This is a genomic window from Pseudomonas aestiva (assembly GCF_039908605.1).
In the GTDB taxonomy this organism is placed as follows: domain Bacteria; phylum Pseudomonadota; class Gammaproteobacteria; order Pseudomonadales; family Pseudomonadaceae; genus Chryseomonas; species Chryseomonas aestiva.
Map to the genome: position 1 here is coordinate 2,406,925 of NZ_CP150916.1, position 16,380 is coordinate 2,423,304.

Annotated in this window: 15 protein-coding genes and 1 pseudogene; 6 read left to right on the forward strand and 10 right to left on the reverse strand. The window is 64.4% G+C overall.

Annotated elements, in window-relative coordinates; translation table 11 throughout:
* Positions 1-43 precede the first annotated feature (43 nt).
* The 10 genes from AABM56_RS11160 to AABM56_RS11205 form a co-directional block, all read right to left on the reverse strand.
* A complete protein-coding gene (locus AABM56_RS11160) occupies positions 44-256 on the reverse strand; it encodes a hypothetical protein (RefSeq protein WP_037007037.1) in 213 nt (70 codons plus the stop codon).
* Positions 257-521: 265 nt separating this feature from the next.
* On the reverse strand, positions 522-2,147 hold the full coding sequence (locus AABM56_RS11165; RefSeq protein ID WP_347884092.1) for a methyl-accepting chemotaxis protein: 1,626 nt from the start codon (positions 2,145-2,147) through the stop codon (positions 522-524).
* 128 nt (positions 2,148-2,275) lie between these two features.
* Positions 2,276-3,484: an OprD family porin gene (locus AABM56_RS11170; protein WP_347884093.1), complete on the reverse strand. Its 1,209-nt coding sequence runs from the start codon at positions 3,482-3,484 to the stop codon at positions 2,276-2,278.
* 1,119 nt (positions 3,485-4,603) lie between these two features.
* On the reverse strand, positions 4,604-6,079 hold the full coding sequence (locus AABM56_RS11175) for an ATP-binding cassette domain-containing protein (protein WP_347884094.1): 1,476 nt from the start codon (positions 6,077-6,079) through the stop codon (positions 4,604-4,606).
* Complete coding sequence (locus tag AABM56_RS11180) at positions 6,076-6,897, reverse strand: ABC transporter permease (protein WP_133861666.1); 822 nt, start codon at positions 6,895-6,897, stop codon at positions 6,076-6,078. Before AABM56_RS11180 ends, AABM56_RS11175 begins: the two co-directional genes overlap by 4 nt.
* On the reverse strand, positions 6,894-7,829 hold the full coding sequence (locus AABM56_RS11185; RefSeq protein ID WP_133861665.1) for an ABC transporter permease: 936 nt from the start codon (positions 7,827-7,829) through the stop codon (positions 6,894-6,896). Before AABM56_RS11185 ends, AABM56_RS11180 begins: the two co-directional genes overlap by 4 nt.
* Positions 7,826-9,367, reverse strand: a complete 1,542-nt coding sequence (locus AABM56_RS11190) for an ABC transporter substrate-binding protein (protein WP_347884095.1) — start codon at positions 9,365-9,367, stop codon at positions 7,826-7,828. Before AABM56_RS11190 ends, AABM56_RS11185 begins: the two co-directional genes overlap by 4 nt.
* A gap of 309 nt (positions 9,368-9,676) precedes the next feature.
* On the reverse strand, positions 9,677-10,267 hold the full coding sequence (locus AABM56_RS11195; protein ID WP_133861663.1) for an EF-hand domain-containing protein: 591 nt from the start codon (positions 10,265-10,267) through the stop codon (positions 9,677-9,679).
* A 101-nt stretch (positions 10,268-10,368) separates the two neighbouring features.
* Positions 10,369-11,430 carry an ATP-binding protein gene (locus tag AABM56_RS11200; RefSeq protein ID WP_133861662.1) on the reverse strand — a complete coding sequence of 354 codons (1,062 nt, stop codon included), beginning with the start codon at positions 11,428-11,430 and terminating at the stop codon, positions 10,369-10,371.
* Positions 11,431-11,432: 2 nt separating this feature from the next.
* Positions 11,433-12,173: a response regulator gene (locus AABM56_RS11205; RefSeq protein WP_027602269.1), complete on the reverse strand. Its 741-nt coding sequence runs from the start codon at positions 12,171-12,173 to the stop codon at positions 11,433-11,435.
* A 387-nt stretch (positions 12,174-12,560) separates the two neighbouring features.
* Here AABM56_RS11205 and AABM56_RS11210 point away from each other — a divergent pair, with 387 nt between their 5' ends.
* The 6 genes and pseudogenes from AABM56_RS11210 to AABM56_RS11235 all read left to right on the forward strand — a co-directional run bounded on the left by AABM56_RS11210 (position 12,561) and on the right by AABM56_RS11235 (position 16,350).
* Complete coding sequence (locus tag AABM56_RS11210; RefSeq protein ID WP_133861661.1) at positions 12,561-13,100, forward strand: sigma-70 family RNA polymerase sigma factor; 540 nt, start codon at positions 12,561-12,563, stop codon at positions 13,098-13,100.
* Positions 13,097-13,804, forward strand: a complete 708-nt coding sequence (locus AABM56_RS11215) for an anti-sigma factor (protein WP_133861660.1) — start codon at positions 13,097-13,099, stop codon at positions 13,802-13,804. The genes AABM56_RS11210 and AABM56_RS11215 overlap by 4 nt, the downstream gene beginning before the upstream one ends.
* Positions 13,805-13,878: 74 nt before the next feature.
* A complete protein-coding gene (locus AABM56_RS11220) occupies positions 13,879-14,442 on the forward strand; it encodes a fasciclin domain-containing protein (protein ID WP_133861659.1) in 564 nt (187 codons plus the stop codon).
* A 236-nt stretch (positions 14,443-14,678) separates the two neighbouring features.
* Positions 14,679-15,179, forward strand: coding sequence for a signal peptidase II (gene lspA, locus AABM56_RS11225; RefSeq protein ID WP_263259211.1), 501 nt, complete (start codon positions 14,679-14,681; stop codon positions 15,177-15,179).
* 8 nt (positions 15,180-15,187) lie between these two features.
* Positions 15,188-15,690, forward strand: a pseudogene (locus tag AABM56_RS11230) (phage late control D family protein); the annotation flags it as partial.
* A 207-nt stretch (positions 15,691-15,897) separates the two neighbouring features.
* Positions 15,898-16,350 (forward strand): VOC family protein, encoded by a 453-nt coding sequence (locus AABM56_RS11235; protein ID WP_178083915.1) that lies wholly within the window; start codon positions 15,898-15,900, stop codon positions 16,348-16,350.
* The last annotated feature ends 30 nt before the right edge of the window (positions 16,351-16,380 follow it).

Here is a 16,380-nt window from a genome sequence, read left to right on the forward strand (position 1 = left end):
GCAGATTTAGGGGGCGCCGGACGTGCCGGCGACCCCCTGGACATTACTGCTGTTGCTTCTGGCCTTGCTCGTTGAGCGTGGTCTTGCCGGCGCCGGTCGCGGCGCCTGCACCTTCACCGGTCTTCTGACCAGCCGGGGTGCCCATACCAGCGCTGTTGGCCTTCGGCGGATTGCCTGCGCCTTCGGTGGCGAAAGCAGCGCCACTGGCAGCGATCAGACCAGCAAACATCAAGGCAGAGATTTTCTTCGCGTTCATGGTAGGACTCCGGGTTGATTGGACACTGTTTAGGCAGGCCAAGCGCCGATTCGTTCTCTACCCGATGCCAGAGGCGATGTAACGGAATACTAAAGACTGTCGGGCGGGCATTCCAGCGGCGAGCAGGCGTGCCAGCGCAGCGCAGTCGCACGGGCGAATGCCCCAGAGCCCTTGTTAGTCTTTCTATTGCCGCGACGAACCTGGAGCCAGTCGCAAAGGACGCCTTCCCGCCGCCGCGTGGCGAGAAGGCCTCATGGCCCTCCTCCTAGACGGCGAATTCGCGAACCACGAGATTCAATCCGCTGGCCAGCCTGGAGACCTCGGCGCTGGCGCTGGCGGTCTGGGTGGCGCCGGTCGCGCTCTGGGTGGCCAGGTCACGGATACTGGTGATGTTGCGATCGATCTCCCGCGCCACCTGCGCCTGCTCTTCAGCGGCGGTGGCGATAACCGCATTGCGATCGTTGATCTGGGAGATGGATTCGGCGATCTGCTCCAAGGACACATTGGCCAGCTGGGCGACCGAGGTGGATTCACCGGCCAGCTGCTGACTCTCGGCCATGGCCTTGACGGCCTGGGATGAATCATTCTGGATGGCGCCGATCATCTGCTCGATCTCGCGAGTCGACTGCTGGGTACGATGGGCCAGTGCCCGTACCTCGTCGGCGACCACGGCGAAGCCCCGGCCCTGCTCACCCGCCCGGGCCGCCTCGATGGCAGCGTTCAGCGCCAGCAGGTTGGTCTGTTCGGCGATGGCGCGAATGACCTCGACCACGGCGTTGATGTCCTGGGCGCGGGACGACAGGGCCTGGATCTGCTCGCTGGTGCTGGCCACGTTCTGCGCCAGCGCCTCGATCGACTGCACCGTGCGGGTGACCTTGTCCAGGCCGTCGCTGGTCAGGTTCTGGGTATGCAGCGAGGTGCTGGCCGCATCGGCGGCGTTGCGCGCAACCTCCTCCACCGCCGAACTCATCTCGGTGACGGCACTGGCAGCCTGGTTGACCTCGTCGTTCTGCCGCACATAGCCGCGGCTGGCTTCGTCGATCACCGCGGTCATCTCTTCCGCGGCGGAGGCCAGCTGGGTCGAGCTGTCGCCGAGGTGGGAAACGGTGTCGCGCAGATTGCCCTGCATCTGGGCCAGGGCCTGCAGCATGCCCGCCGCCTCGTCGCGACCGACCACGGTGATCCGTTCGGTAAGGTCCTTGCGGGCGATCCGCTGGGCAATGCGCAAGGCCTCACCCACCGGCAGGGTGATGCTGCGGATCAGCAGAGCCGCAAGCACGACGGTGGCCGCTATGGTCAGGCCGATCAGCCCATAGACCCAGAACAGGCCGTTGGCATAGGTGGCGCCCGCCGCCTGCCCCGCCGCCTGGGCACCGCGCTCGTTGAAGGCGCTCAGTTCGGCAATGGTCTTTTCCAGCGCGTTGGTGAGCGGACGGATCGAGGTGTTGATCAGGACGATGGCGCCTTCGTTGTCACCCGCGCGCAGCTTGGGCTCGAAGGCATCCAGCAGGGTCCGGTAGCTCTCGGCGCCCTTGACCACGGTGCCGTACAACTGGCGGTCTTCAGCGTTGGCCAGGGTCTTTTCGTAGTCCTTGACCGCCGTGAAGAAGGCATCGCGATAACCGGGAAAGGCCGCGACCGTCTGGGCGCGCAGCTGCGGATCCGGTGTGGTGGTGGCCCTGAGACTTTCCAGGCGCAGCCGCAGCAATCCGCCACTCATCTTCGCCGCCAGCTGGTTGCCCGGCAGCCAGTTGGTCTCCACTTCCTGCTCCGCCTCGAAGAGCTTGCCCATCTGCACCACGGCGACGCCACCGAGGGCGAAGACGATCAGGACGATGACGGAAAAGAACAGCACGGCGCGGGGCGCGACGTTGAGGCTGCGAAGACTCATGAGGGTTATCCCTAATAAAATGACTATTAGGGCTATCGGCGCAGCGGGGCCCGCTTAAGCCAGCGACGACGGACGGCCGCGAACCGCTTGCCAGCGGTCGCGGCCGTCCATTGGGGATTACGCGAGCGTCAGAGCAATTGCAGCGGATAGTCGAGGATGACCCGCAGCTGATTGACCGAACCGCCGGTGGACGGCGAGCCGTGGTGCCAGGCCTGGCGGACCCGGATCGACAGTCCTTTGGCCGCTCCCGCTTGCAGGACGTAGCGACCCTCCAGGTCGACTTCCCGCTCGTGATCGTCTGCGCCGTAGAGCCCACGATAGGCGCTGTTGACCGGCAGCTCGCGACCATCGATACCGGAGCCCTCGAGGTAGCGGGTCATCAGGCTGAGGCCGGGCACGCCGAGCGTCTTGAAGCTGAGATCGTAGCGCGCTTGCCAGGAGCGTTCGCCAGGGGCATTGAAGTCGGAGAGCATCACGGCGTTGCCCAGGAGGATACCGCCACCGAGGCGATCGTTGTCGCCCAGGGCCACGTAGTCGAACGGCGTATCACCATCGATCTGCTCCCAGCCCAGCGTGAAGGTGTGAGGTCCCTGGCTGAAGGCAGCGGCCAGGCTATAGGACGTATTGTCGATCGGGCCAGCCTTGGCCGCTCCGGTATCCCGCGTGTGATAGAGATTGGCATCGAAGGTGAGTGCCTGGGTGCTGGACAGCGCCCTTACCAGATTCAGGTTGCCATAGTACTGGTTCCAGATGTCATCCAGCTGCGCCGCATAGAGCGACAGGCTGACCCCCTTGACCGGGCTGTACTTGCCACCGGCGAAATCGATGTGATCGGCGCGCTGCCGCGCGTATCCGGCCCAGAGATCGCCATCGCGGTTAGTGCTGACCTGATCGGTGGAAGAGGTGAAATGCCCTGCTTCAAGCAACAGATCCGCCACGTCGCTACTGAGCACGCTCCACCCCGTGGCAGTCTGCGGCAGCAGGCGACTGGTGCTGATGGCGAAGACCGGCGCCGTGGGCGCCTGTTGACCATAGCGCACCACGGTATTGCCCAGCCGCAGCTTCAGCGCAGCACCGGCACGGGAATATTCATCAGCCGGCTTATTCCCGGCATGAACGGGCAAGTTACCGGTGCCACGGCGCCCTGGACCGCCATCGAGCTTGAGGCCCAGATAGCCGAAGGCATCCGCCCCGACCCCCACGGGACCCGGTGTGAACCCTGATTGATAGTCCAGCAGGAAACCCTGGGTCCAGTCTTCCTGATTCGCCCGTCCGTTGGCGCGGTCACTGTTGAAGTAGAAGTTGCGTACCGTCAGCACCAGTTTGCTGTCGTCCACCAAGCCCTCCGCGAAGGCTGCATTGCAGCCAAGCAGCAGCGTACAGCCGCCCACCACCCCAAACGTCCAGCGGCCGAGGAGTCGGCTGAAACTGGTCAAATGGGTATTGGATATCGCTCCTTTCTGATTACGCGTGCTTTGCATAACTTCCCCTATTCATTGTCGGCGACTACTAGTGGTTGAAGACGCGCAGCCAGACGCGCACCGGACAGCAGAGCCGCACCGGCGTGGCTTGAAATGCGCGTTGAAGAGAGCCCGCACTCCCCAGTACGGGCTCTGAAATCAGGTCATAGTGCTGGCAAATCGACTACCAGAAAGAAAACAAAGCGGACATGGGAATTACTCGATCTCTTAATTTTCGAAACCAACGGACCTGCGGGCCTGCCTGTTCAATCTTTCGATATAACTCACTGCCACGCCAAAACTATCCGGATAAAACCGCTGGAACTCTCACACACAGCCAAAGAGGTAGAAATCAGTCGTCACATGAACTTCGCTGACAGCTTCCACTTGCGTGCAGGCACTGCCGCGGAATCGAACAATGCAGTCGATTGGCAGCAAGGGCACGTCGACACAGGATGCGTAATGCTGCTTTTCCCTATCGCCAGGCGTCAAGGTTTACGGCGTCTTTTCACCTAAAATTCAAATTTGGATATTCAAGTCATTAAGGTTTTTTACCGCAGCTCGCCTCCTATATCTCCATTAAAAATCGAGCACTTACCATAAAAAGAAGGACATATTATAAGAACATTCTAGCGCGATTCACGAAACCCACGCCTTGTCCCTCATCTAACAGATACAGACGGGAAAACATCGGTCCCATCGCTCAGTGCGCCAAGCTCAGGAAGTTTCGACTCAGGAGCTGTGCAAGTTTGCTTGGCCAACCCAGGATCTCTTTCTAACCAGTCCAAAAATCACTACCAAGAACTCTTGGTAAAGTAATACCAAGTTGAAACCTGCCGCTTTCGGAGCAGGGCCTGGATACCCGACGCTTTTTTCAGCGCGCAGCGAACCTCACTGGACGTTTGTTGCGCCCAGCACGTGACCGCTGCCGTCGCATGTCAGACGAGTCGCTTAGCTGGAAGGGGGCTGCCGGTACCGAGGGATACCGGCGAAATCCTAGTCGCGGGCGGCGAGGACCACCTCCGCCGCCTCAGGCCGGGACTTCAGCTCCACCTGACTGCGCATCGGCGCCGCCGGATCTGTCAGGTGGATGCGCCGATCGGCGACGGCGCCCACCAGGTCCTCGTCATGGCTGACCAAGAGGATGGTGGTTCCGGATTCCTCGGCGGTCTCGACCAGCAGCTCGATCATCTCCTTCTGGGTAATGAGGTCCAGCCGCGAGCTGGGCTCGTCAGCGAAGATCAGCGCCGGGTCGAGCAGCAGCACGCGCAGCAGGGAAAAGCGCTGCAACTCACCTCCGGAGATGTTGCCGGGTAGTCGATCCAGCAGGCGCTCGTCGAGGCGCAGGCGCTGCATCAGCCGCGCAATCCGCGCTGTATCCAGCCGATGCAGCCGCACCAGATCCGCCAGCAGTTGGCGAATGGTCACCGAGGGCGCGAAGGCAGCCACCGGATCCTGGTGCAGCTTCTGGAAGGCGAAGCGACCGAGACGCGGCTGGCGGCGGATCGCACCCGCGCTGTGCGCGGCCAGGCCAAGCAGGATATCGCCGAGGGTCGACTTGCCGCAGCCAGACGGTCCCGTCACGCCGAGAATCTCCCCAGGCCGAACGCCAAAGGACAATCCCTCGAACAGCTGCTTGCCACCGCGCTGGGCGGCAAGGCCCTCCACCGTCACCACGGCTTCGTCGGTAATGGCTCGCGAGGTACGTTTCGGCCACCGGGCGGGATCGGCCGCCAGCAGCTCACGGGTATAGGCATGCTGCGGCTGGCCCAGCACCTGCTCGGCCGTACCGGATTCGATGACCCGTCCCTTGAGCATGATCATCACCTCGCCGCCCAGGCGGCGCGCGACTTCCAGGTCGTGGGTGATGATGAGCAGGCTGCCCCCCTCGGCCAGCATGGCCTTGAGCAGGTCGATGACCTCGTCGATGCGGTCGCGATCCAGCCCTTTGGTCGGCTCGTCGGCGATCAGCACTGGCGAGCCACCGGCATGGGTGGCGGCAAAGGCCAGGCGCTGGGCCATGCCCCCGGACAGCTGGAAGGGATACTTGCGCTCGGCGCCGGCCAGGCCCAGCCGCGCCAGATCCGCGCTGGCCCGGTCGCGGGCTTCGGCACGGGCTAGGCCGACGACCTGGGTGTAGGTCTCGGCGACCTGGGAGCGTGCCTGCATGGTCGGATCCAGGCTCAGCCAGGGTTCCTGGGGCAGCACCGCCAGCCCCCTGCCCCAGTGCTTACGGCGACCGGCCTCGCGGCCTTCTTCGCTGAAGCCGTCCGCCAGGCCTATCTGCCCGTGGGCCTGCAGCCCCGCCGGCAGGTTGCCGACGACGCCCTGGGCGAACAGGCTCTTGCCCGAGCCGGTCTCGCCGATGATCGACAACACCTGCCCCGGCGCCAGGCGGATTGACAGCGGTTCCACCAATCGGGCCTCGGCGGTGCGGATCTCCAGCGCCGTGGTCGTGAGCAAGGCGGTCATGGCTTGCGCCCTCCGGTGATGAGCAGCAGCGACAGCACGGTTAGAAAGATCGCCAGGATAGGCAGGCCCATGACCAGGGGTGCCTCGGCGTAATAGGGCAGCAACTCGGTGATCATCAGGCCCAGCTCGGCCGTGGGCGGGCGCACGCCGATGCTGACGAAACCCAGGGCGGCGATGGCCATGATGGTCGAGGCGGCGCCAAAGGCGGCGATGGTCAGGAGCAGCGGCGCCATCTGCGGCCAGAGATGGCGGCGGATGATGTAGACGGGGCCGAAGCCCAGCAGCCCGCTGGCGGCCACCGCCGGCGAGGCCAGCACGGTGCGCGCCAGCGCCCGGGTCATGCGGAAATACTCCACCCAGAGCACCAGGGCCACGGCGCTGTAGAGGGCGACGAAGGAGCCGGGAAACACCGCGACGATCAGCAGCACCAGCAGCAACCCCGGCAAGGCCAGGAACAGCTCGGCCAGGCCGCCCAGCAGCTTGTCGACCAGTCCGCCTTTCCAGGCGGCCAGGATGCCCAGCAGCACGCCGGGAATGGCGGCGGTGCAGACGCTGATGAAGGCCAGCCCCAGCGAGAAGCGGATGGCCACCGACAGCCGCGCCAGCATGTCGCGGCCCAGGTGATCGGTACCCAGCGGATAGGCGCTGCTGGGCCCCGCGAGAATCGCCTCATAGTCCTGATGGGCGATATCGCCCGGCCAGAGCAGCGGGGTGAGTACGGCGAAGGCGATCAGTGTCGCCAGCAGGCCCAGGCCGAGCCCGCGCGCGGAAGATTTGCCCGGAGGCGCCGCCGCAGCGAGGGTAGCGTCGAGATTCATGCGTTTCTCCCGCGCGGATCGATCAGGTGGTTGGCGAGATCGACCAGGGTATTGAGGATGACGAACAGCAGCCCCATCGCCAGGGCGGTGCCCTGCACCATGGGCACGTCGCGCTGGACGATGGCGTGGACCAGACCGTGACCGATGCCCGGCCAGGCGAACAGCGTCTCCACCACCACCACGCCCTCGATGAGATACACCAGCTGCACGCCCAGGTAGGTCACCACCGGCACGCCGATGTTGCGCAGGCCATGGCGCAGGAAGACGCTGGCGCCTTTCAGGCCCTTGAGGCGGCCGAAGCGGTAGTAGGCGGACGCGGCGACCTCCACCGTGGCGTCCCGGGCGACCCGCGACGACACCGCGGCGAGCCCCAGGGCCAGGGTCAGCGTGGGCAAGACGCTGTGCCAGAAGGTACCGTGACCGGCCGCCGGGAACAGCTGCCAGGAGATGGCGAACAGCAGCACGAAGATCACGCCCAGGACGAATTGCGGCAGCGCGCGGATCGCGGTGGTCAGCACCAGCAGGCCGCGGTCCAGCAGACTGCCCGGACGCAGACCGGCCACCACGCCCAGCGGCGGGCCCAGGAGCAACGACAGGCAGACGGCACCGATGGCCAGGCGGATGGAGCTGCCCAATTCGTGGGCGACGACGTCCATCACCGGCTTGCCGGAGACCAGCGAATGGCCGAGATCCAGGGTCAGCAGATCGCCGATCCAGGCGAGGAAGCGCCACAGCAGGGGCTGATCCAGATTCAGCTCGGCCCGCACCGCCGCAGCTGCGGCGGTATCCACCAGATCATAGCCGTAACGCCCGGCCGCGATGCGGTAGGCGGCGTCTCCCGGCAGCAGATTCATGAACAGGAAGGTGAGACCGCCGACCAGCAGGGCGACCAGCCCCGCCTGCAGCAGGCGAAAGGCAAGCAGGCGGGTCATGGGGTCCACCGCAGCCTGCTCAGGCCGAAGGTGCGCTCGAAGGGATCGATGGCGGCGCCTTCGACGGCATTGGACACGGCCATCGTCTGGCGATACCAGGCCACCGGAATCACCGGCAGGTCCTTTTGCACCTGGGCCATGGCGGCATGGCGCTGGCGCTGTTGCTCGGCTGGATCGTCGCTGGCCAGCAGCGCGGCCAGAGCCTGGTCGAAGACCGGGTTCTTCCAGCCCAGCGGACCCCATTCCGAACCGCCGTGGCCGAAATCATTGAGCAGAGTAACCAGGGGATCCGGGACCAGGGCGAAGTTGCGGCCATAGAGCGCCAGTTGCAGCGAGCCATCGTTGTGCGCGGCCGGGATGGCGCTGGAGTTCTGCACCGCGACCTCCACGTCCACGCCCACTTCGCGCAACTGCGCCTGCAGCGCGGTGGCGATCAGCGGCAGCTCGGGTCTGTCGGAATAGGTCAGCAGCTTGAGCCTGAGGGGCGTGCCGTCCTTTTGCAGGATGCCATCGGATCCCGGTGTCCAGCCCTGCCCGGCCAGCAGCTTGCGCGATGCCGCCGGATCGTAGGCGAGCGGCGCCAGCTCGGGGTCGTGCCAGGCGGGCACATTCCTGGCAAACAGCTGAGTCGCCCCGGTACCCGGCGCGCGTAACACGGCGGCGGCGACGCCTTCGCGCTGGATGGCCAGGCTGAGTGCCTGCCGTACTTCCACCGGCGCGGTGGCGCCGGCACCGGAGTTGGGGGTCAGCAGCACCACCCGCGGGACTGGCTCGATCAGCACCTTGAGACTGCTGGAGCGCTTGAGTCGGGCAATGCTGGGCGGATCGAGCTGGAATACCAGCTCGGCATCGCCACTCTCGGCCATCAGGGTGCGGGTCTCGCCGCGGCCGGCGGCCAGGTAGGAGGTCCTGGCGATCTCCGGCTTGGCGCCCCAGTAGCCCGTGAAGCGCTCGGCAGCCAGGCGTTGCGGCGGTTCCAGCAGGGTCAGCTGGTACGGCCCCGTGCCGATGATCTGCTGTACCTTGCCTTCGCCGTCGTAGGCGGCCAGCGCCAGGATATTGGTGGAGGAATGCGCCAACAGGGCCAGCAAGGGCTTGAAGGGTTTCGCCAGGCGGATCACCACCTCGTTGCCCTCGGCAGTGACTGATTCCATTCCTGCCTGCCTTAGTACTCCGGGCTTGCCGCGTGCCGCATTGAGGGCAGCTGCCGCGGCATCCGCCGTGAGGTCGCTGCCGTCATGGAATTTCACCCCCTGGCGAATGGCGAGCCGCCAGGTAAGTCCATCCGCCGATTCCGTCCAGCGCGTTGCCAGGCCAGGGAGCGGCTGGCCCTGGGCATCGGCTTCGAGCAGCGTCTCGGTGATCTGCATGCGCTGGAAGACGAAGCCGGAAATCGACGGATCCAGTCCACCGATCTCGAAGGGGCCGACCACGTCGAAGACGCGTTCCTCGGCGCTGGAAAGCTTCGGCACGAAGGCGACCAGGGTCGCCAACGCCGAAGCGGTCAGCGCCGACCGGAGGGTGCGGGATACAGGCATGACAGTCCTTAGCAGAGCGAAAGCGCCGATACCCGCAGCTGACAGCCGAGCATCGGCCAAGCCAATGAAGGCGCACGTTATATCATAACGTTTTCGCTATAAGCCAAGCCTTACCTGTGGTGGCAACATCTTGAAACAGCTGGAGATTTTGTCGCGGAGCGGCGGCAGGCGATGAGGTCCAGTCCGATTGGCCGTAGGCCAAGGTACTCGCCCCTCAAGGGAGCTGGTGGCAAGAAGGGAATCGAGTACAAGGTGATTGCGCAGACCGGACGGCCGCTGGCCGCCCTGCCCTGTGTTGTCGATCTCCGCTCAGGCGGCCACGTTCAAGGTGCTGCCCGTGGCGGTGCTGCTGCCGTTGCTGCCAATGCTCTGGTACTGGCGCAATACCGCCTGGACCAGTTGCGTGTAGGGGCTCGACGACGCCTGAGCGCTGGATTCGGCCTCGCTGTCCCCTTGCCCGCTCGCCCCCTGCGGCGGTGGCGGCGGCATGGGCGGACGCGCTGAACCGCCCGGTCCGGCGACGCTGGAATTGCCGGATTCCTCGGTGCCCCCTTGCCCCTGGGGACCACCGGGCGGCGGTGCGAAGACCGAAGCGAATTCGCTTTCGCCGACGCTGCCATCACCATCCTGGTCGAGCATGCCGAGCAGCTTGTCGACGTCGATAGCCCCGCTTTCGTCGGTATCCGTCTGGGTATCGCTCGCCGCGCTGACGGCGGCGGTGAGTTCGCTCTTGCTGATGGCGCCGTCGCCATCGCTGTCGAGCTTGTCGAACAGCTTCTTCAACGGATTGCCGTCTTCACCCCCGCTGACGCTATCGCCGGACGCTGTCGTAGCTGTGCCTTTGATCGCGCTGGCACTGCTGTAGTAGCTGGAGTAGCCACTGCCTATTCCGCTGATCATGGATGTCTCTCCCGGGAAATGCGGACATCAGTGTTCCGCACCGCCCAGTATCCGACGGGTAGATGTCAGCCATTTGGTCACTTTGTATGCCTGGCGATACATCAGGGGCGTGGCAGCACCACCTGGCAGGTCAGGCCGCCGCCGGGCGTTTCCCCGAGGGTCAGCTCGCCGCCCATGTGCGCCGCCGCTTCCCGGGCGATGGCCAGCCCCAGCCCGGTCCCACCAGAGGATCGATTGCGCGAGCCCTCCAGGCGATAGAAGGGTTCGAACACCGCTTCCCGATACTGGGCTGGTATTCCCGGCCCGCGGTCGAAGATGGAGATCAGCAGCCGCTCCGGTTGCTCGCTCAGGCGGATCTCCGCCTGGCCCGCGTAGCGCAGGGCATTCTGCAGCAGATTGCCCAGGCAGGAGCGCAACGCCATGGGCGCCACCTTCAACGGCTGGCAGCTGCCCTCGACAGCGACCTGGGCGCCCTCCTCCGCCGCATCTTCGGCCATGGCCTCGACCAGCGCCTGCACGTCGCAGAGGATGGGACGCTCCTGGCGGTGCTGTTCGCGGAGGTACCTCAGGGTGCCGTCGAGCAACTCGATCATGTCGTCCACGTCCTGGCTGACCCGGGCATGCAGGCGCGGATCGTCGATGTCCTCGATGCGCAGCTTCACCCGCGCCAGGGGCGTGCGCAGGTCATGGGAGATGGCCGTGAGCATGCGCCCGCGCTGCTGGAGCTGTTCGAGCAGATGCTGGTGCATGCGATTGAGCGCCCGCGCGGCCTCCCGGGTCTCCCAGGGGCCGGTGACCGGAATGGGCGAACCGTCGAGGTTATGGCTGAGGTGTTCGGCGGTCTCGGTCAGCTGGCGCAGCGGCCGCGTCAGCAATCGCGCACCAAGCCAGGCGGCGATCACCAGCGAGCCTAGCTGGAAGATCAGCGGGCCGCCGAGGAACCACTCGATGCGCCGCCAGACGCCGGGCTCCCGGTGCGGGAAAGGCCCGGGCGGCGGTGGCCGATCGAAGGCGGCTTCAGCCTCCATGGGCGGCGGCGGCGGTGGCGGCGGTCGCTCGCCGAGTCCATGCCGAAACCAGAAAAAGGCCAGCAGATGGCCCAGCAGGATCGCCAGCAGAAAGACCGCGAACAGGCGGGCGAACAGCGTATCCAGGCGGCGCACGGCTAGTGCCCTATCTGCCTGGCATCGAACAGATAGCCCTCACCACGCACGGTCTTGATCAACTGCGGCGCCCGGGGATCGTCGCCCAGCTTGCTGCGCAAGCGCGACACCTGCAGATCGATGCTGCGATCGAAGGCCTCGATCGCCCGGCCGCGGGTGGCGTCGAGCAACTGCTCACGGCTCAGTACCTGGCGCGGCTGCTCGATGAAGACCCACAGCAGCCGCACCTCGGCATTGGACAGGGGAACCATCACCCCGGCCGGCGAGTGCAGCTGATGCAGGACGCCATCGAGCTTCCAGCCATCGAAGCTGACACTGGTTCGCGGCGCCTTGCGCTGGGGCACGCGGCCATCCTGCGTCCGCCGCAGCACCGACTGGATCCGCGCGACCAGTTCCCGGGGCTCGAAGGGCTTGGCCATATAGTCGTCGGCGCCCAGCTCCAGGCCGATGATGCGATCCGCCGGCTCGCACTGGGCGGTCAGCATCAGGATGGGAATGCCGCTGTCGCGCCGCAGCGAACGACAGAGGGAAAGCCCGTCCTCCCCCGGCAGCATCAGGTCCAGCACCACCAGATCGAAGGCCTCCTCCGCCAGCGCCCGGCGCATCTCCAGGCCGTCCCCCACCCCCCGGGCATTGATGCTGAAACGCGCCAGATAGCCACAGATCAACTCGCGGATCGACGGATCGTCATCCACCAGCAGGATGCGCGAGGTCCAGCGCGGGGATTCGGATGACAGCGACATCGGGGCTACCTGGACAGTCGGACGATCTGGACGTGCATGCTAGCCGCTCAGCCCGCGAGGCAGCTACGGCCTGGCATGTAGCCTTGTGTAAAGGTGGTCAAGGAGCGGATACGGAGAGGGAGCCGGCAGGCCCGCGCGCCCTAAGCCACCCGAGCAAGCATTAGCGCACGAGGGTAATCGCGATTGCGAAGCCGCCCGTTCGATGGTAAATCGAACAGATCGCCCCTCGCTGCTGCGGCCGTCCGAGGCGGTGAAGCCATCAAGCACCGCACTCCCGGGCCTCTTGCTGCTCGGCCCCGATAGGGCTGACGCCCAGCTACCTTTGTTGCGCCTCCTTTCGGAACGCCATCCTTGACGAGCAGATCAGCCGTATCGGCCAGCCCTGAAATGAACCCGGAGCCCGTTGCGCTCAATGTCCTGCTGCAGGCCTGCGGCCAGGGCAATCGCCTGGCCTTCGAATCGCTCTACCGCGTGACCGCGAGCAAACTGTTCGGCGTGTGCCTGCAGTACGTGGGGGATCGCGCGGAGGCGGAAGAGGTCCTGCAGGAGGTCTATACCGCCATCTGGCTCAAGGCCGGCACCTTCGACGCCACACGTTCCAGCGCCCTGACCTGGATGGCGACCCTGGCGCGCCACAAGGCCATCGATCGACGCCGCGCCCAGCATCGACACGAGCCGCTCGAAACCTTTGCCGAGTGGCCGGCAACCCAGTCCGTCGCCGAAGACTTCGAAGCCCATCGCCAGCGTCGCCAGATCGAGCTCTGTCTGAAAACCCTGGGCAAGGACCAGCAGACCTATATTCGGGTCGCCTTCTTCGAGGGCTATTCCTATGCCGAACTGGCCGCCCGCCACAGTATCGCGCTCGGTACGATGAAAAGCTGGATCCGGCGTGGCCTCCTGCAACTGCGAGCGTGCCTGGGCCTATGAACGACAAGGAGATCCCCCCTTCCGACCGACACGCGCTGCTCATCGCGGAATACGCCCTGGGCGTACTGTCCTCCGAAGAACGCCTGCAGGTGGAAGAGCTCGTGCGGCAGGATCCCGCATACCAGGCGCAACTGGCGGCCTGGCAACGGCATTTCGCCGAGTGGCTCGATGAGCTTCCGGTCGTCGAACCGCCGGCTCACGTCTGGCACGGTATCCAGCAACGGCTGTTCCCGACTGAGGAACCGGCACCCGAGCCGATTCGCCGCTGGAACAACCCGCGCCTGTGGCGCTGGGCGACCGGGCTGGCGTTGGCCGCTGCCCTCCTGCTGGCGCTGCTCGTGTTGCTGCGCCCGGTCCAGGTCGCGACACCCGCCCTGCTCGCCCGCCTGGAACAGAGCGATGGCAGCCTGGCATTTAGCGTCACCCTGCAGGGGAACGGCCGGCAGCTGCTGTTCGTGCCCACCGGCAAGCCGGATTGGCCAGACAGGAGCGCCGAGGCCTGGATCATCACGACGGATGGCAAACCCCATTCCCTGGGCCTGCTCGACGACGCTACGGCCGTGACCCTGGCCGTACCCGCGGGACTCGCTTCGGCACTGACGCCAGGGGCGGTACTGGCAGTCTCCCTTGAGCCGCGGACCGGCTCGCCGACAGGCGCGCCGACGGGGCCGGTCATCGCCCAGGGAAAAATAATCGCGCTTTGATGCATCCGTTTGCCGGGCTGCTCCGTACATTCATCACCCTCATCCGGAGGGCCGAAAAACTCAGGAGACGCACCATGCACACCTTGCTCAAGCGCATCGCCATCGTAGCCAGTCTCGCGATCCTAGGTGCCACCGCCCCGCTCAGCTTCGCCGCCGATACCGTCATGGTCGGCGGCGCGCCCATGTACCCGTCCAAGACCATCGTCGAGAACGCCGTCAACTCCAAGGACCACACCACGCTGGTGGCGGCCGTCAAGGCGGCGGGTCTGGTCGACACCCTCAATGGCAGGGGCCCCTTCACCGTCTTCGCGCCGAGCAACGAAGCCTTCGCCAAGCTGCCGGCCGGCACCGTCGATACCCTGGTCAAGCCCGAGCACAAGGCCGACCTGACCAGGATCCTGACCTACCACGTGGTGCCCGGTACCCACACCGCCAAACAACTGATGGCCGAGGCGAAGATGCATGGCGGCATGACCAAGCTGAAAACCGTCCAGGGCGAAGACCTCACCGTGAAGCTGCATGACGGCAAACTCTGGCTGGTCGACGCCAAGGGCGGCAAGGCCGCCGTCACCATCGCCGACGTGATGCAGTCCAACGGCGTTATCCATGTGGTCGATACCGTGCTGATGCCGAAGTAAGCGGCAGGCGGCGGGCGGACACCTGTCAGGGGTGTCCGCTTTTACTTGGTAGCGATCCGTGGGGCGGTTACCTCTTCCGTGGCGAGCCATACCAGACCGCATTCTGACTGGTCAGCTGCGCGAGACGCGCCCGGATCCTGCGCCCTTGGAGTCTCGGCGAAATTCCCATCTGCGAAGCTAAAAGGCAGCTTTGATGCGATCATGCCGCCAGCTAACGTAGATAGATGGAGATTTGGATGAAGCGGAGCACTTGGACCCTTTGGGCCATCGCAGGGGCGGGACTGGCTTTTGTAGCGATAGACCAACTGATTAAGCTCGCTGCGCTGGCTCAGCTTGCCGCAATCTCCTATCGGCTTGGCACCTCCAGCCTATGGATGGATGTGGTCCTGAGTCTGAATCCTGGCGCCTTCCTCAGCATCGGTCAGGATCTGCCATCGACAGTGAAATCAGTGATTTTCCTTTGCGCGCTGGCAGCTGTCGCAGGCGTCAGCTACTGGGCGCTCTCGCGTTGGCAGCAGTCCCCAGGTCGCTCGGCGGCTCTGTACCTGATCGCTCTTGGAGGCGGTTCGAATCTCATCGATCGATTCTTTCGCGATGGCCACGTTGTCGACTACCTGGTCCTGAACCTGGGCTCACTCCACACAGGCGTCTTCAACCTCGCGGACGTAGCGATCATGGCAGGTGTGGCCTACCTGGCCCTGTCAGGATTTTCGAAAGAACAGAAGGCGCTAGCCTGATATATGACAACGGCGACCTGCACAGTTATCTGTAGGTCGACCGCAAGAGCTACGACGCCGTCCGGACCTTCCACTACGACTTCGACAACGCCAAGAAGCAGGGAGCCATCGCCGGCGGCGGCGACAACGTGAAGGACCTGCGCCACACCTACGCCGGCCAACTCTCAGCGCCGTGCGCGGCCCGGGCCGAACGGAACCGCCTGCAGCGCAATTCCGCCACCCTCACCTACCAGCTTGCCCTATGCCGCCCGGAGCTCACCTACATCCGGCAGGGCGTGAAGGCCGAGACTGACGCCATCATCTGGTATGGGGAGAACGTGCAGCACAGCCTCACGGCGGACGGCGGCTACACCACCCGCCTGGAGCTGGAAGCCAAGCTGCCGGAGGATCTGGTCGACGAGATCCAGAGCGGCTACACCGACATCATCGCCTACTACCGCGATCCAAAGACCGGCAAGGAGCATAGCGGCACCTGTACGCGACGAAGGCGACGGCGAAGCGGGCGGTGTAGCAGGAGTGGAAGAAGATGCAGGAGCGTTCCATCTGGTTGTCGAGGCTAAGTAGCGATGTCGCTCCGGCGACCAGATAGAAATGTCAGAATGAACCTCTGCGAAAGGCCTATGACAAACGAATAACCTCCTATAAAGATACAAAGTTATAGATCGAATGCACCAAATTTAAATTATTCATAGAAGTGAAGAAACAATGGAGCTTGAATATGATTAATGGTGCCGTAGTGGTAGATCACATTGGACTCTCAGTGTCTTCGCTCGAAGAAGCAGTAAAATTCTGGACGGAGGCTATGGGTTTCGAAGTTGTCCGCAAGGGCGAAATGGGCGGTGACTTCCTGCGAGAGGTAACGGGTGTCGATGATCCACGGTGCCGTATGGCACTAGTCGTATCACCTTCAGGGTTCCCTATAGAGCTTCTGGAGTATTCGACAGCTAGCACTTTAGGCAGGGCACCTGGCAGCGCCGGCGCGATCGGCGCAGCACATATCGCTGTAAGGGTGGAAAATATAGATGTGACTGTCGAGAAGATCAGAGCGCACGGCTGGGAAATAAAAGGCTCTTCACAAGCCATTCCAGGCGGTCCGCGCGCAGGGACAGTTGTTGCGTACATAAGTGGCCCTGACGGAATCACTATTGAGCTTATGCAATCGCCCAAGTAATCTTTACCATGTAGATTCGATAATAATTTA

Excerpts from the sequence above, each read along its gene's own strand:
- AABM56_RS11235 (WP_178083915.1), top strand. The coding sequence starts at position 15,898 with ATGATTAATGGTGCCGTAGTGGTAGATCACATTGGACTCTCAGTGTCT.
- AABM56_RS11185 (WP_133861665.1), bottom strand. The coding sequence starts at position 7,829 with ATGACCCGCCTGCTTGCCTTTCGCCTGCTGCAGGCGGGGCTGGTCGCC.
- AABM56_RS11195 (WP_133861663.1), bottom strand. The coding sequence starts at position 10,267 with ATGATCAGCGGAATAGGCAGTGGCTACTCCAGCTACTACAGCAGTGCC.
- AABM56_RS11190 (WP_347884095.1), bottom strand. The coding sequence starts at position 9,367 with ATGCCTGTATCCCGCACCCTCCGGTCGGCGCTGACCGCTTCGGCGTTG.
- lspA (WP_263259211.1), top strand. The coding sequence starts at position 14,679 with ATGAAGCGGAGCACTTGGACCCTTTGGGCCATCGCAGGGGCGGGACTG.
- AABM56_RS11160 (WP_037007037.1), bottom strand. The coding sequence starts at position 256 with ATGAACGCGAAGAAAATCTCTGCCTTGATGTTTGCTGGTCTGATCGCT.
- AABM56_RS11180 (WP_133861666.1), bottom strand. The coding sequence starts at position 6,897 with ATGAATCTCGACGCTACCCTCGCTGCGGCGGCGCCTCCGGGCAAATCT.
- AABM56_RS11175 (WP_347884094.1), bottom strand. The coding sequence starts at position 6,079 with ATGACCGCCTTGCTCACGACCACGGCGCTGGAGATCCGCACCGCCGAG.
- AABM56_RS11220 (WP_133861659.1), top strand. The coding sequence starts at position 13,879 with ATGCACACCTTGCTCAAGCGCATCGCCATCGTAGCCAGTCTCGCGATC.
- AABM56_RS11215 (WP_133861660.1), top strand. The coding sequence starts at position 13,097 with ATGAACGACAAGGAGATCCCCCCTTCCGACCGACACGCGCTGCTCATC.
- AABM56_RS11205 (WP_027602269.1), bottom strand. The coding sequence starts at position 12,173 with ATGTCGCTGTCATCCGAATCCCCGCGCTGGACCTCGCGCATCCTGCTG.
- AABM56_RS11210 (WP_133861661.1), top strand. The coding sequence starts at position 12,561 with ATGAACCCGGAGCCCGTTGCGCTCAATGTCCTGCTGCAGGCCTGCGGC.
- AABM56_RS11165 (WP_347884092.1), bottom strand. The coding sequence starts at position 2,147 with ATGAGTCTTCGCAGCCTCAACGTCGCGCCCCGCGCCGTGCTGTTCTTT.